General features: G+C 47.1%; 13 protein-coding genes and 1 tRNA gene. 7 read left to right on the top strand and 7 right to left on the bottom strand.

Features of this window, described 5'->3' with window-relative positions; genetic code table 11:
* The first annotated feature begins 206 nt into the window (after positions 1-206).
* A complete protein-coding gene (locus tag LSG34_RS15430; RefSeq protein ID WP_233009999.1) occupies positions 207-2234 on the top strand; it encodes a S9 family peptidase in 2028 nt (675 codons plus the stop codon).
* A gap of 73 nt (positions 2235-2307) precedes the next feature.
* On the opposite strand, the gene fre is transcribed toward LSG34_RS15430, so the two are convergent.
* From fre to ubiD, 3 genes are read right to left on the bottom strand one after another with little or no spacing between them, the layout of a single operon-like run.
* Positions 2308-3003: an NAD(P)H-flavin reductase gene (gene fre, locus LSG34_RS15425; protein ID WP_233009998.1), complete on the bottom strand. Its 696-nt coding sequence runs from the start codon at positions 3001-3003 to the stop codon at positions 2308-2310.
* Between the two features lie 15 nt (positions 3004-3018).
* Complete coding sequence (locus LSG34_RS15420; RefSeq protein ID WP_233009997.1) at positions 3019-3297, bottom strand: 2Fe-2S iron-sulfur cluster-binding protein; 279 nt, start codon at positions 3295-3297, stop codon at positions 3019-3021.
* Positions 3294-4805 carry a 4-hydroxy-3-polyprenylbenzoate decarboxylase gene (gene ubiD / locus LSG34_RS15415; protein WP_233009996.1) on the bottom strand — a complete coding sequence of 504 codons (1512 nt, stop codon included), beginning with the start codon at positions 4803-4805 and terminating at the stop codon, positions 3294-3296. Before ubiD ends, LSG34_RS15420 begins: the two co-directional genes overlap by 4 nt.
* 214 nt (positions 4806-5019) lie before the next feature.
* Between ubiD and LSG34_RS15410 the strand changes: the two genes are divergently transcribed.
* The gene (locus LSG34_RS15410) at positions 5020-5790 is read left to right on the top strand and encodes an EAL domain-containing protein (RefSeq protein ID WP_233009995.1); all 771 of its coding nucleotides are present in this window, start codon (positions 5020-5022) and stop codon (positions 5788-5790) included.
* A gap of 51 nt (positions 5791-5841) precedes the next feature.
* Positions 5842-7014, top strand: a complete 1173-nt coding sequence (locus LSG34_RS15405) for a cystathionine beta-lyase (RefSeq protein WP_233009994.1) — start codon at positions 5842-5844, stop codon at positions 7012-7014.
* A gap of 25 nt (positions 7015-7039) precedes the next feature.
* Here the strand turns inward: LSG34_RS15405 and LSG34_RS15400 are convergent, their stop codons facing one another.
* The gene (locus tag LSG34_RS15400) at positions 7040-7735 is read right to left on the bottom strand and encodes a VC0807 family protein (protein ID WP_233009993.1); all 696 of its coding nucleotides are present in this window, start codon (positions 7733-7735) and stop codon (positions 7040-7042) included.
* A 311-nt stretch (positions 7736-8046) separates the two neighbouring features.
* Here LSG34_RS15400 and bfr (LSG34_RS15395) point away from each other — a divergent pair, with 311 nt between their 5' ends.
* The gene (gene bfr / locus LSG34_RS15395) at positions 8047-8523 is read left to right on the top strand and encodes a bacterioferritin (protein ID WP_233009992.1); all 477 of its coding nucleotides are present in this window, start codon (positions 8047-8049) and stop codon (positions 8521-8523) included.
* 2 nt (positions 8524-8525) lie between these two features.
* A complete protein-coding gene (gene bfr, locus LSG34_RS15390; protein ID WP_233009991.1) occupies positions 8526-8993 on the top strand; it encodes a bacterioferritin in 468 nt (155 codons plus the stop codon).
* A 63-nt stretch (positions 8994-9056) separates the two neighbouring features.
* Here the strand turns inward: bfr (LSG34_RS15390) and LSG34_RS15385 are convergent.
* Positions 9057-9119, bottom strand: a tRNA-OTHER gene (locus LSG34_RS15385).
* Between the two features lie 61 nt (positions 9120-9180).
* On the opposite strand from LSG34_RS15385, the gene LSG34_RS15380 reads away from it, so the two are divergent.
* Positions 9181-9942, top strand: a complete 762-nt coding sequence (locus LSG34_RS15380; protein ID WP_233009990.1) for a fumarylacetoacetate hydrolase family protein — start codon at positions 9181-9183, stop codon at positions 9940-9942.
* A gap of 41 nt (positions 9943-9983) precedes the next feature.
* Positions 9984-11330, top strand: coding sequence for a cation:proton antiporter (locus tag LSG34_RS15375; protein ID WP_233009989.1), 1347 nt, complete (start codon positions 9984-9986; stop codon positions 11328-11330).
* Here LSG34_RS15375 and LSG34_RS15370 read toward each other — a convergent pair whose 3' ends face one another.
* Complete coding sequence (locus LSG34_RS15370; RefSeq protein ID WP_233009988.1) at positions 11331-12467, bottom strand: RNA polymerase sigma factor; 1137 nt, start codon at positions 12465-12467, stop codon at positions 11331-11333. It abuts the gene before it with no gap.
* A 5-nt stretch (positions 12468-12472) separates the two neighbouring features.
* Positions 12473-13363 (bottom strand): alpha/beta fold hydrolase, encoded by an 891-nt coding sequence (locus LSG34_RS15365; protein ID WP_233009987.1) that lies wholly within the window; start codon positions 13361-13363, stop codon positions 12473-12475.
* Positions 13364-13524 lie beyond the last annotated feature (161 nt).

The following is a 13524-nucleotide window of genomic DNA, read 5'->3' as shown; positions in this document are numbered from 1 at the left end:
CATGTAGTTCACCGCACCCAAATTCGGAACAAATCCGCTCAACTATCAAACAAAACTAAACCACAACGGCCCACAAAGAACGCCCCTACAGCTGATTTCACCAAGACCCAACCCCAAAACACCCCCATTAGCCGCATCAGACTGGCAATAGCCATCAAACCCAACCTAGTATCTGCTCAACCCATAATCAGAATAACGAGGTCCAGGTGCATTTATTTATCAAAACTGCTGTTTTTGCAGCGATTTCAGGTATCAGTCTGAGCGTAATAGCAGCACAACAACCATTACAGTATGAAGATGTCTTCCAGTTAGAGTTTGTATCCGAACCGCAGATCAGCAGTGATGGCGATCAGGTGGTCTTTGTGCGTAACCGTTTTGATCAGGAACTGGATAAACGTATCGGATCTTTATGGTTAAGTGATACCAAAACAGGTCAGCTACGACCTTTAGTATCAGAACAAGCGGATATCAGCTCGCCTCTATGGTCACATGATGGCAAGAAGCTGGCTTTTATTTCATCAGCTTCAGCCAAACCACAGATCCATATTCGCTGGATGGACAATGGTCAGAGTGGTCAGGTGAGTCATCTGCCTGCGTCTCCTTCAGGTTTAAGCTGGTCACCAGATGGTAAATGGCTGGCTTTTTCCATGTTTACGCCGAAAAAAGCCGCTAGTCCTGTGACTTTGCCTGGTAAACCTGAGAAAAATGACTGGGCCAAAGCTCCTGTTTATATCGACACTATGCAATATCGTGCTGATGGTCGAGGTTATTTACCTGCCGGATACAAACATATCTATCTGATGGCTGCTGAGGGCGGTACACCTATACAACTGACCAGCGGAGATTTTGATCACGGTGGTGAAATCAGCTGGCAAAACGACAGCAAAGCCTTTTATTTTTCAGCCAATCGTCAATCAGATAAAAGAGCTCAGGCCCAGAATAGTGAAGTGTATAAGCTGACTATCGCCGATAAAAACCTGACTCAAGTGACCGATCGTTTTGGTCCTGATCATGCGCCCGCTTTATCCGCCGATGGTAAATGGCTGGCTTATCTTGGTTATGATGATAAGAAACTGGCGCATCAGGCCGACCAGCTTTACGTCAAAAATCTGCAATCTGACGAAGTTAAAGCCCTTACCGCAGATCTAGATCGGGCTATTGATGGCTTTAGTTGGGATGGTGACAGCGACGCGCTTTATATCCAGTACGATGATCAGGCTCAGGGTAAAATTGCCTTACAACCTCTGAACGGTAAACGCAAAGTGCTGGTCGATCAGGTTGGAGGCAGCTCGTACAGCCGTCCTTATACCGGCGGCAGTTTTACAGTGTCAGAAGATGGTGATATAGCCTATACCCAGATGTCGACTCAGGCACCGGCTGAACTTGGCTTATGGCAAGACGGTAAAAAGAAGCAACTGACCGAACTGAACAAAGACTTGCAGTTATCCCGTGATATAGGCGAAGTTGAGGAGTTTTGGGTGACGTCTTCTGTCGATCAGCGCAAGTTACAAAGCTGGCTGATTTTGCCGCCAAACTTTGATAAAACCAAAAAGTATCCGTTAATTCTGGAAATCCACGGTGGTCCTCACACTGCCTATGGTCCTGTATTTGCAATGGAATTGCAGCTGATGGCAGCTCAGGGTTATGTGGTCTTGTATACCAATCCTCGAGGCAGCACTAGTTACGGTATGGAATTTGCCAATTTAATTCACCATAAGTTTCCAAGTGAAGACTATAACGATCTGATGGACGTGGTAGATGCGACTGTCGCTAAAGGTTTTATCGATGCGGAGCAGTTATTTGTCACGGGGGGCAGTGGTGGGGGCCTGTTAACCAGTTGGATCGTCGGTCATACCGACAGATTCAAAGCAGCGGTGGCGGTCAATCCTGTGATTAACTGGTTTAGTTTTGTGCTGAATGCCGATATGTACAATTACTTCAGCCAGTACTGGTTCCCTGGTATGCCGTGGGAAAAACCAGAGCATTATCTGAAGCATTCGCCTATCAGTTACGTCGGCAATGTGAAAACTCCAACCATGCTGATGACCGGAGAGTCCGATCACAGAACGCCTATTTCTGAGACTGAGCAGTTTTATCAGGCTTTGCAATTACGCGGTGTTGAAACCGCCATGGTGCGGATCCCTGGTGCTTCGCATGGTATCCATATCAGACCCAGTAATATGATGGCGAAGCCTGCCTATATCACCTACTGGTTTAATAAATACAAAAAATAGAGTTTTGTAGCAGTAATTAAAAAGGACCGCCTTAAATAAAGCGGCCCTTTTGTTTTATTAATTAGTGAGTTACTCAGATATAAGCAAAAGCATCGGCAAACATTTGTTCGCGTTTTGCACCTTGCTCAAGGAAAGCGTCCCGCACTACACCGACCATAGGGAAAGGGCCTGCGATGTAGATGTCGTAAGCATCCAACGAGACAAAATCCTCAAGCACTGCCTGATGCACCAAACCTGAACGGCCTTGCCAGTTATCTGTTGGGCTCTGTACTACAGGCATCAATTTGTAGTCGTGATAGGTGGATGCCCATTGTTGCAGTTCAGGCATATGGTACAAGGCTTCTTCGTGACGCACACCCCAGTATAAAAATACCGGTCTTTTCACGCCTGCTGCTGCTATCGCCTGCGCTATGCTGTATACATAAGAAAAACCTGTACCACCAGCCAGTAATAAAATGGGGTTATGGCTGTCTTCACGCCAGAAGGCCTGACCTAAACCTACCTCGACAGTCACTTGAGCGTTGCTTTGCAGATGAGCCAAAGCCTGACCAGAATACTGATCGGCCACAGCTCCACCAATTTGCAGCTCCAGTTGAGTTTGACCCGGAATTGATGCGACAGAAAAAGGCCGCTTATCTTCATCTGTTAAACACAGTTGTAAATATTGGCCTGGTTTAAACTCCACTTTTTGTTGTGGCGTCAGCAGTACCTGATGCACACCAGAGGTTAACGGCTGAATTTTATCGACGGTACAAATCACTTTGGTCATGAATAATCCTGCGGCTTAGCCACGAATAAAAGGGTGGTGTAAGGTCAGGTCTGACTCGGCATAAGCCAGACAACAATAGGTAAAGTTCTGCGCTTTATCCAGATCGGACAAAGGTTCAGGTGGCAGATAAGACACAGAGCCAGAGCGCAATCGGCAGACGCATGAGGTGCAAACACCTTGCTTACAACGAAACGGAAAGTCGATGCCATGGCGCAAAGCCGCATCGAGAATAGTTTCATTCGCTTCTACCTGAAAACTCAGGCCACTGGGCAATACTGTCACCTGATGACTCATTTTTGGCCTGGCACTTTTAATGTGGGAACCGTTTTGTCTACAGGCAATATACCTAGTTCAGCCCAGATATCATCTACTTTGGCTTTGACGGCCGGGTCCATCACTATAGGTTCGCCCCATTCACGGGTGGTTTCGCCTGGCCATTTATTAGTAGCATCTAAGCCCATTTTTGAGCCCAAACCCGATACCGGCGAAGCAAAGTCCAGATAATCGATAGGTGTGTTTTCTATCAAGGTCGTATCACGCGCCGGGTCCATTCGGGTGGTAATGGCCCAAATCACATCCTGCCAGTCGCGGGCATTGATATCGTCATCACAGACAATGACAAACTTGGTGTACATAAACTGCCGCAAGAAAGACCAAACCCCCATCATCACGCGTTTGGCATGACCTGGGTACTGTTTCTTCATCGTCACTACGGCCATACGGTAGGAGCAGCCTTCAGGCGGTAAATAAAAATCGACAATTTCCGGAAATTGTTTTTGCAAAATAGGCACAAAAACTTCGTTTAACGCCACACCTAAAATCGCGGGTTCATCCGGTGGACGGCCGGTGTAAGTGCTGTGGTAAATCGGATTTTCTCTGTGCGTGATATGAGTCACGGTAAATACAGGAAAAGAGTCCACTTCGTTGTAATAGCCAGTGTGATCGCCATAAGGACCTTCAGGTGCCATTTCACCAGGTTCTATATAACCTTCCAGTACATATTCAGCAGTGGCAGGCACTTGTAAATCGTTGCTGATACAGCGGGTGACTTCGGTATTATCGCCGCGTAATAAGCCAGCAAAAGCGTATTCAGACAAAGTATCTGGCACAGGAGTGACAGCACCTAAAATAGTGGCAGGATCTGCACCTAAAGCGACAGCAACCGGAAAACGTTGGCCCGGATTGGCTTTTTGCCATTCTAAAAAGTCCAAAGCACCACCGCGATGGGATAACCAGCGCATAATGACTTTGTTTTTACCCAGCACCTGCTGGCGATAAATACCTAAATTCTGCCGCTCTTTATGTGGGCCTTTAGTGACTGTTAAACCCCAGGTGATCAAAGGCGCTGCATCCCCAGGCCAGCAAGTCATCACCGGAATTTTGGTTAAATCAACCTGATCACCAGAAAGCACCACTTGCTGACAAGGGGCACGTTTCACTTCTTTGGCTGGCATGTTCAGCACTTGTTTGAAGATAGAAAACTTGCTGAAGGCGTCTTTTAAACCTTTTGGAGGTTCAGGTTCTTTCAAAAAGGCCAGTAACTTGCCAACTTCACGTAGCGCGGCCACATCAGTCTGCCCCATACCCAAAGCAACACGCTCTGGTGTGCCAAATAAGTTTGCCAGCACCGGAACATCAAAACCTTTTGGGTTTTCAAATAACAAAGCAGGGCCACCAGCACGTAAAGTGCGATCAGCTATTTCGGTCATTTCCAGATAAGGATCGATTTCCATCGAAATTCGTTTGAGCAATCCACGTTGCTCCAGCTGACTGATAAAGTCGCGCAGGTCTTTGTATTTCATAAGGCTCGGGCTCTGCTAGATATGGGACTATTATACATGGCTGACATAGGCAAACCAGCCTGTGCTGCTTCGCTGTTCTGACCAATACGAGGCAAAGGGTAGATAAGACCAATCCGTATCGTCACGTATCAGCTTGATATGAGCGCAGCTGACTTGCGTTTTATCTGTAGTGTCATCTACTGTGGTACATAAAGTTCATTATTGGGTCAGTTTTATGGATTTTCCTGAACAAATTAAACAACAAAGCTGTATGGATTGCTTAAGTGGTCAGTCACTTGGTTTTGAAATTCGTATGGCATTTCAGCCTATTATCGACTGGTCAAAGCAAGACATCATTGGTTATGAAGCCTTGGTGCGTGGGCCTGAGGGACAGGGCGCTGGTTGGGTCTTTGAACAAATCAACGATAGCAATAAATACTATTTTGATCAGGCCTGCCGGGTCAAAGCCATAGAAACGGCTTCCAGGCTGGGCTTGAAAAAACTGTTAAGTATTAACTTTTTACCTAACGCTGTTTATAACCCTGAAACCTGTATTCGCGCCACTATTGAAGCCGGTGATCTATTTGGTTTTGATATCACTCAAATTATGTTTGAAGTGACGGAAGGTGAGCAAATTATCGATCAGGCCAAACTCAAACGTATTTTCGAAAGTTATGCCAAACGCGGTTTTATCACGGCGATAGACGATTTTGGTTCGGGTTACGCTGGCTTAGGCTGGTTAACTTCGTTAAGGCCTGCGGTATTAAAACTGGATATGGGCTTAATTCGGGATATTGATCAGGACACAGTCAAGCAGGCCGTGCTGAAAGGCATTTTGACTGTTTGTTGCGAACTAGGCACCAAAGTGCTGGCTGAGGGGGTAGAGAGCAAAGCAGAACTGGATTATCTGGTGGCTTCAGGTATCAATTGGTTCCAGGGTTATTACTTTGCCAAACCTCAGCTGGAAAAGCTGTTAACCCATGGTGAAATCAACGGCTGGCGTTAAGCTGAAAAAAACTGTAGATTATCAGACATCTGGATGTCTAAGGTGTTTCTCATGAAAAAAGCAACTCAACTGATCCATGCCGGTCGTAGCAAAGAATGGACGGGTTCTGCAGTAAATCCGCCTGTGGTGCGTGCTTCCACTATTGTCTTTGATACTATGGCCGAGCTAAAGCATGCGACAGCTCATCGTGGTGACAGAGTGCCTTATTATGGCCGCCGTGGTACTGCGACCCATTTTGCGTTGCAGGATGCCATCTGTGATTTGGAAGGTTCTGCAGGCTGTGCCTTATACCCTTGTGGTGCTGCGGCTATTAACGCTGCTTTAGTGAGTTTCTTAAAACAGGGTGATCACCTGCTGATGGTGGATACCGCCTATGAACCTACCCGCGCTATCTGCGATAAGTTGCTGGCAGGTTTAGGCATAGAAACCAGCTATTACGACCCTTTGATTGGGGCTGGTATCAGCGCGTTAATTAAAGCCAATACCAAAGTGATTTTTCTTGAATCTCCAGGGTCCCTGACGATGGAGCTGCAGGATATTCCGGCCATCAGCGCAGTAGCGAAAGCACATAACATAGTGCTGATGCTGGATAATACCTGGGGCACCCCTGTGCTGCTGGATGCTTATGCTTTGGGTGTGGATATATGTATTCAGTCCGCGACCAAATACATAGTGGGGCATTCAGATGCCATGCTGGGGATTGCCACAGCGAACGAAAAACATTGGCCACAACTACGCGAGCACAGCTATCTGATGGGCTATTGCGCTTCGGCGGACGATGCTTATCTGGCCAGCCGGGGTCTGCGTACCTTGAAGGTGCGTTTAGCTCAGCATGAGACGAATGCATTAAAAGTGGCGAAGTGGTTACAGCAACGACCAGAAGTGGAAACAGTGCGTCATCCGGCTTTGCCTGAAAATCCCGGTTATGACATTTTCCAACGTGACTTTAGTGGCAGTAATGGTTTGTTTTCTTTTGTATTAAAACAAGGGGATGCGAAAGCTGTGGCTGCTTTTATTGAAGGCATGGAACATTTTAAAATGGGCTTTTCCTGGGGCGGTTATGAAAGCCTGATTATTCCGAACTTAAGCATTCAGAAACTCAGAACAGCCAGCAGTTGGCCTTACACTGGGCCGTTGATCCGGCTACATATTGGTCTGGAAGATACAGAAGATTTAATTGCAGATTTAACCGCAGCATTCGAAAGGTTTCATCAGGCGCTGTAACTGCAGCACCTGATGGCTTTGTCTGTTACTGACGGATAAAAGATTCAATGCTTTCGCCAGTCACTTTACCTATCTGACTAAACAGATACCAAATGGCGACCATCAACATAATGGTGCAAGGTAATGCAATCACCGGGAAACTTAGCGCTGTCATTTGTGCCAGCTCTTCGTTAAAAGCCGGAGTACCAGGCGGGCTGACCAGTAAGTATTTCGCCAGGCCATAGTTTAATATAGAAGACACCACAAAAGAGCCCGCCACCAGATAAGCACAGTTTTGTAGTTTGGCTGCAAACAACTGTTCTGCGTTGTGGGCTTTTAAGCTGGCTTCCAGTTTTGTTAAATCCATCAGCTCGTCATTCAGCAGGATTTTTTTCACCAACGGATACTTGCTGCGTTGGCTGATTAAAACCACCAGCGCGATAATGCCGGGAACAGCGGCTTCTTTGATGGCGATATAGGCTGGGTCGAGCTGTAATAAGCTGATCCCTCCGGTAAATAACACACTGATCACGCCCAGTACGGATAAAAAGTTAACCTTTTTACTTTGCTGCAACTCCCACAAACCAAAACCCAAAGGAAAGGCTAAAGCGACCACTAAAGCCCAGACGGGTCCTAACTGGTGATCTTCACTTAATTTGCTCAAAATTAGCGTGGGGATAATGATGTTAAATGCCAGGTTAATTAAAAAACCTGATGATTTTTTCTTTTCTGTCTGACTCATAAATTCCAGCCTTGCTGCCTGCTTTACTCTGACTATCGCTTACTGTGGGCCCGAGTATATCTGATTTGGCCGTTGTTACGCAGTATCACGCCGAATAGTACAAGGCGTTCGATGAAACACAAAACTGGCTGCCCGCAGTAGCAAAAGCTTTAAGCTACTGATTTGTGGGCTATTGTAAAAACTTAGCAAGAACTCTGGCACTAAAGCGAACTATTCGCAATGCCATCTTATTGATTTTGTTGGTTTTTTTCTTGAGTTTGTTGATTTTTTGACTACAATAAGCACAGTTTTTGAATTTGCAGGTATTCGCTATGAAAGGCCAACCTTTAGTGCTCGCTAAACTGAATGAGGTGCTGACCTCTGAGTTAACGTCCATTAACCAGTATTTTTTACACGCCCGTATCTATAAAAACTGGGGTTTAGCTCAGTTAAATTCGGTTTGCTATAAAAAATCGATCAAAGATATGAAGCAGGCTGACGAGCTGATTGAGCGTATTTTATTCCTGGAAGGCCTGCCAAACCTGCAAGCTTTAGGCAAGTTACGTATTGGTGAAGACACCGAAGAAATGCTGCAGTGCGATATGGATTTCCAATACGATCAACTGCCGTTATTACGTGACGCCATTAAATTATGCGAACAGCATCAAGATTACGTCAGCCGCGAATTGTTGCAGGAAATTCTGGAGCATGAAGAAGAGCATGTGGACTGGATTGATACTCAGCAGCAACAAATTACTTTGGTAGGTTTGGAAAATTACCTGCAAAGCCAAATGGGTTCAGGAGACTAACAATGAAAGGCAATACACAGGTGATCGCAGCGTTAAACGAGCTGCTGTCGAATGAGCTCAGTGCTATGGATCAGTATTTTATCCATGCCCGTATGTATCACGACTGGGGTTTAAGCAAACTGTTTGAGCGTATCGATCATGAAGTGACCGACGAAAAAGCTCATGCGGCGGCTTTGATTGAACGTATTTTGTTTTTAGAAGGCACACCTGATTTATCCAAACGTGATCCGTTGCAGGTGGGCACTGACGTGCCTTCCATGTTGCAAAACGATTTAAACGTGGAGTATTCAGTCGGTGCTTTGCTGAAAAAAACCATAGCTCTGTGTGAATCTGTGCAGGACTACGTCACGCGCGATTTGCTGATGACCTTGCTGGACGACACTGAAAACGATCACGCCCATTGGCTGGAACAACAGCTGCGCCTGATCAAGCTGATTGGTTTGCCAAACTACATTCAGTCGCAAATCTAAGATTGTTGTCTGTTCGCAAAAAAGCACCTTTGGGTGCTTTTTTCATTTAAACAAGCTACAGGCTGGAGCGGGTGACGGGAATCGAACCCGTGGGAAGCTTTCATTCTGCCATTGAACTACACCCGCATGCGGCTTAAAGTACAAAGCCCTGTAGATGCTGTCAATTGAAGCTTGAAGGATATATCGCGTGACTCCAGAACAAATTCAACAATCTGCAGCCTGGCTGGCGGATTATCGTCAACGTGGTGAAGCCGCGCCTTTATTACCAGCAGAGCTGCGTCCAACGTCTCTGGCTGAAGCTTTTGCTATCCAACAGTGGTTGTTTATTGAGTCAGACCTTCCTGTGGTCGGCTGGAAAGCCGGTTTGCCCGGGCCGGATAAATGGGTACTGGCGCCTATTGCTCATCTGCAACAAGGCGAGCTTTGCCTGTTTGAGCAACAATCAGAGCAGTACAGCATTGAACCAGAGCTGGCGTTTTTGCTGGCGACCGATTTACCGGCCCGCACCGAACCTTATAGCGAAGCTGAGGTAAAAGCTGCGATTGGTGCCACTCATCTGGCGCTGGAGCTAATCATCCGGCCTTATAGTGCTGATGCTGGTGCACAATTTTTAGATCAACTGGCGGCTGGTTTATTTAATCAGGGTTTGTATATAGGCCCGGCTTTAGCTGAAGAATCTTTATCAGAAAAGTTTGAGCTGGTGCTGGAGTATTCGGGCCAGCAACAGAAGTTTGATGCTCAGCATCCAAATCAGGACCCGTTATTGCCTTTGTATTGGCTGGTGAACCATTTAAGTCAGCAGGGTATAGGTTTAAAACAAGGGGAGTGGGTGATCACTGGCTCTTATGCAGGCGTATTGCAGGTGCCTGCTAATACAGAGTTAAAATTACAGTTTGGGCCTTTTGGCCAAATCAACACCTTCTGTAGTCATAAGGCTGTGATAAGCTAATCGGCTGATTTGGTTTTTTATTTTGCCATGGAGAGTTTTGGATGGAGTTTTTACCGGCCTGGCCACTGACCATTACGCCGCTGTCATCCTTTGGTTTGCTGCTGTTGATTGGCAGTTTGGGTGGTTATCTGGCGCATCGTATTTCCTGGTTACCCAGTATCACAGGTTTTATGCTGGTGGGGTTTTTAGTAGGACCCAGCGGTCTGGGATTATTGACTGAGTCCGTGCTTAAAGACTCCCGCATATTAATAGATATCACGCTGGCGCTGATTTTATACCGGCTGGGTTCTTCGCTCGATTTGCGTTTTCTACGTCAGTCACCGCGTTTACTGGTAATTGCGCTGGTGGAAAGCACCTTAACCTTCAGCGCGGTTTTTACCGTGTTGTGGTTGTTCCAAATTCCATTAGCCTTGGCCGCTTTAATTGCCGCTATTTTGGTGTCTTCTTCCCCAGCTGTGTTATTGCACGTTGCACATGAAGTCGGAGCCAAAGGTCCGGTCACTGAAACGGCCAAGTCCTTAGTCGCTTTGAATAACCTGCTATCTTTCCTTGCCTTTGCTTTTGTGGTGCCTGTCTTGTTGGCCGAACAGGATGCTGGTTGGCAGCAAATTGTGTTGCAACCTATGTATTTATTGTTGGGATCGGCCTTGTTAGGTGGCGCTATTGCCTATGGTCTGCATTTCTTAACCAGCAGAACTCAAACAGCTACCCAGTATAAACTGGCGTTAGTGGTCGGTGCTTTGATGTTGTGTCTGGGTTTGGCGCAGCAATTAAAGTTATCTGCGCTGTTTGCACCGCTGGTGGTCGGTATAGTAGTACGCAGTATGGAACGTGAAGAAGTGGTGTCTGCGTTGGAATTTGGCAGCGCTTTTGAGCTGTTTTTTATCGTCTTGTTTGTCTTTGCCGGTGCTAACTTACACTTTGCAGAACTGGTGGCTTTTGCTCCTGTCATTATGGTGCTGGTTGCAGTGCGCTGTGCGGCCAAATGGTTTGGCGTCAGTGTCAGCTCAGTGTTGTTGGGGCAAACGGTGCGAACCGGTGCCTCTTCCGGCTTGTTACTGATCCCGATGGCGGGTCTTGCTATTGGGTTGGTGCAAAGTTCCAGCCAGTTGGTACCGGAACATGCTGCTGTCATCAGTGCCATAGTGCTCGGTGCTGTCACAGTGTTTGAAACCATAGGACCTCCTATAGCCTCTTATGCCTTTCGTCTTGCCGGAGAAACAGAGGCTCAGGCATCAGCTGCTGTGGAAGAGCAGCAACCACTGCATCCATGGCAAGCCGAAGGCACTGTAGCTGTTGACCTGTCAGCTTTGCATGCGCCTGAACCCGCAGATGCAGTGCTGCTGGAACAGTCTGAACCGAAACGATTCAAATTCTGGCGCTGGTGATCACCAGTGCCAGCGGCCACTTTGCATCATGCCATAAATCAGACCGAAGAAGCCAGTACCGTAACCTAAGGTCATACCCAGCAAGCACCACAATGTATTTTTTCGCTTCACTCTGGCAAGCTCTGCTGTATCCGGGTATTGCCTTTGCAGACGTGGGCTGATGATCTGCTGCAACCGAAGCTGGCTATAGATCAATCCTGCTATCAACAGCACAAAAGCTGCGACAGGTGCCCAGGCTCCACTGGTCAGTTCGTAGGCTGCTGTTAATAACAGGCCTGATAACAAAACCCAGAGGATAGTTTTGCTGCGTAAGGCTTTTAACGCTGTTTTTTCATCTTCGTTGTCCGTTTTGTTCAGCACAGCTCGCATACCTAAGACGACGCCAACCACAGCAACCAGAGTGCCGATCATAGCGCCACCCAGCAGTACAGCAGTTTTAGCCAGCCAGCCACTTTGTTGTGCTGCAACGGAGACAGAAGTCGCTGCCGCTACAGGAGGTGCTACGCTGGTTAAAGCTGCGGCTACCATAGCGCTGAAACCTAAACCCGGTGCTGTGCTCAACACCAACTGGCCGTAACGTGCTAATAAGCTGTCTTTTAACTGCTCCCTTACCCTGGACAGTTTTTTTCGCACATTGGCGTCGCTTAAACCCAATAAATCAGCGACTTGCTGACTGGATTGCTCTTCACGGTAATAGAGTAAAACGATCTCACGACTGTCTTCCGGCAATAGGCTGATAAAGTCCTGCATGATAATTTGCTGCTGCTCACGCTCCAGTAAATCCTGCATTGAAGCGGCTGAGTCGGCAAAGTTTTCCAGCAGGCTTTCGGCTTCTTCGCCCAACACTTTTTGCTTTACCTTGTTGTCCCGCAGGTAGTTGTAACTGCGATGCCTGGTCATTTGCCGGACCCAGGGCAAAAAGCTGGCTGGTTCACGCAGCGTTGCTAACTGCTGCCAGATATAAATAAACACCTCTTGTGCCACTTCTTCGCTGGCGTCCAGATCTTTGACTATCGCCAAAGCTATGCCTGTGACTGTATGGCGACACTGGGTGATCAGGCGTTCAAAGGCGCTGCGATCACCTGCTGTGGCTGCCATCACATCTGGTAATAATCTCTGTTCCACAGTAGTTAACATTATAGTTATTCCTTTATAAAATCAGTGATTTGTGTCAGCAACCAGTCAGGCTGATCCCACATAATAAAATGCCGTGACTGCCAGTTAAAGTCCAGCTTCGCCTGTGGAATAGTGTTAATTTGTTGTTGATACAGAGCCTGAACTACAGGGCGCATGCTGTCTGAAGGTAAAGCTCCGCCAGCACCTAACAGCAATACAGGCTGCTGAATTTTATGTACTTCGCCTCGAAGGTCTGTAGTTAAGAGTTCAGCGATGACTGCGCCAACAGTCGCCGGATCGGACGCTGCTGCCATTTTTGTGACTATTGCTGCATGCTCCGCACTGCTCACCTGAATAGCCATACCTTGCTCTGCACTTTCGGCCAGTTGGGCTGACGTCATTTGTTGATAATACTGCTGCATCATTTTCGCCTGAGGAGCCATTTGTGCCACAGTGGTCGTGCTGTCGCGGCTAAAAACAGGCGCCAGATAAGGCAAGCCATCCACAGCTATCACTTTGCCTGTCAGTTGTGGATAAGAGCTTGCCAACTGGAAGGCCAAAAACGCGCCCATGCTATGGCCAATGACTATCGGCTGCTTTAACTGCTTCTGCTGAATATAAGCGGCCAGTTCACTGGTCACTTGTGTTAGTTTTAAAGGTGCCGCCAAAGCCGGAGTGCCGGCAAAACCCGCCAAACTCACTAAATGTAGCTGGTAGTCTGGTTTTAAAGCGGTTGCCAACTGCTGCCATACCCGTTGATCAGACATCAGACCTGGGATCAGAATAATGGCTTTGCCCTTGCCTTCTACCTGCACCTGAAAGCTGGCTGCTGGGGTTTCATCTGCTTTAAGGCTTTGACTTAGCAGCATAAACACTGTGTAGCACAGCAGAATAAGGGGTTTTCTTTTTAACATCATAGTCACTCCGCAAGTTTAATTAAGCTGCTAGTGGTTGCAGCACTAGAGCTAAGTACCTTCAGCTGTTGGGGATGTGACAAGTATTTGAATAAATATTTCAGACTTCTACACTTCTGGCTTTCTATTTTGTTGGTCGTTTTGTAATCTATCAGGCTTGAGCA

This window comes from Rheinheimera faecalis (assembly GCF_021290965.1).
Classification (GTDB): Bacteria; Pseudomonadota; Gammaproteobacteria; order Enterobacterales; family Alteromonadaceae; genus Pararheinheimera; species Pararheinheimera faecalis.
The sequence above is the reverse complement of the archived record's forward strand: the minus strand, read 5'-3'. Positions and strand labels throughout refer to the sequence as shown.